The organism is Nocardiopsis mangrovi, assembly GCF_042653925.1.
Lineage (GTDB): Bacteria > Actinomycetota > Actinomycetes > Streptosporangiales > Streptosporangiaceae > Nocardiopsis_B > Nocardiopsis_B mangrovi.
Genome location: NZ_JBHSFQ010000085.1, coordinates 1 through 1,333 on the forward strand (window position 1 = coordinate 1; position 1,333 = coordinate 1,333).

Below are 1,333 nucleotides of genomic sequence, written 5' to 3' on the forward strand. Positions count from 1 at the left end.
GATGCTCCTATAGATGTCAAGCGGCAGGAGCAAGGTCGGTTTGAGTGATGTGTTCGGTTGGTGTTCCTGCCAGTGCGCGGTAGACCTCGCGGGCGACGAATCGCTTGAGGCAGCGCATGATGTCCTTCTTCGACAAGCCTTCCTTGGTGCGGCGGTCGACGTAGGCGCGGGTGCGTCCGTCGAAGCGCATACGGACCAGCACGATGGTGTGCAGGGCGTTGTTGGCGGCCCGGTCGCCGCCGCGGTTGATGCGGTGGCGGTGGGTGCGGCCGGACGATGCGGGAATCGGCGCGACACCGGCCAGGTGGGCGAACGCGCCCTCCGAGCGCATGCGCCCGGGGTTGTCCCCGGCCGAGGCCAGCAGCTGCCCCGCGGTCTCAGACCCGACCCCGAACAGCTCCAGCAACGCGGGGGCGGCCCGCTCGACCAGCGGGCCGATCTCGGAGTCCAGCTCGGCGATCTCGGCGTCCAGTGCCTGGTGGCGGTGGGCGATCCGCCTCAGGGATGCCCGGGTCGCCGCCAGCGGGCCCGACAGGTCGGCGCCGGGCCGCAGCCGGGCCAGGGTCCGTATCAGCGCGGCCCGGCCCAGGCCCGCGACCTGCTCGCGCAGCAGGGCGGGGGCCGAGACCAGCAGTCCGCGGATCTGGTTCATCGCCTGGGTGCGGGCCTTGACCGCGCTGCGGCGGGCGATCCGCAGCACGCGGACCGCCTCGACCACGCCGTCCCGGCTCTTGGGGATGCCGGTGGCCCGGCCGGAGAGCACGGCCGTCGCGGCGGCGTAGGCGTCGATCGGGTCGGACTTGCCCCTCATCCGCCGCGTCTTGCGGTCGGGGCGGTCCACATCGACGACGGTGACGCCGGCGGCCTTCAGCACCCGGGCGAGCTCGGCCCCGTAGGCGCCGGTGCCCTCGACGCCCACGGCGGTGGGCGTGCCGTGTGAGCGCATCCACTCCAGCAGGTCGCGGTAGCCGCGGATGGTGGCGGGGAACTCCCGGTCGGCCAGGTGCCGTCCGACCGGGTCGATCACTGCGGCGTGGTGGGTCAGGCCGTGGGTGTCGACTCCGCCGGTGATTTCCAGGGCATCGTGCGTCATGCTGGTGGTGTCCGTCCTTGCGAGTGCGTTCCGGGGGCGGCACGCGCCGGTCGGGCGGGTGGACAAGACAGTGACGGGGCTTCTGGACCAAGCTCCTATGAGGTCACAAGCGCCCGTCCGGCCGCGTGCGTGGTGACGCCCGGCGGGCCGACAAATCCCAAACAGGACAGTCGAGACGTCAGTCAGTCGGCGGGTCAGACCCGCCCGCAGCGTCACCAAGAACATCATCACTGTCAGTCG

General features: G+C 71.7%; 1 protein-coding gene. It reads right to left on the minus strand.

Going from position 1 to position 1,333, the window contains the following annotated elements:
• Positions 1-16 precede the first annotated feature (16 nt).
• Positions 17-1,093, minus strand: coding sequence for an IS110 family RNA-guided transposase (locus ACFO4E_RS30030; RefSeq protein ID WP_378580700.1), 1,077 nt, complete (start codon positions 1,091-1,093; stop codon positions 17-19).
• Positions 1,094-1,333: the final 240 nt, after the last annotated feature.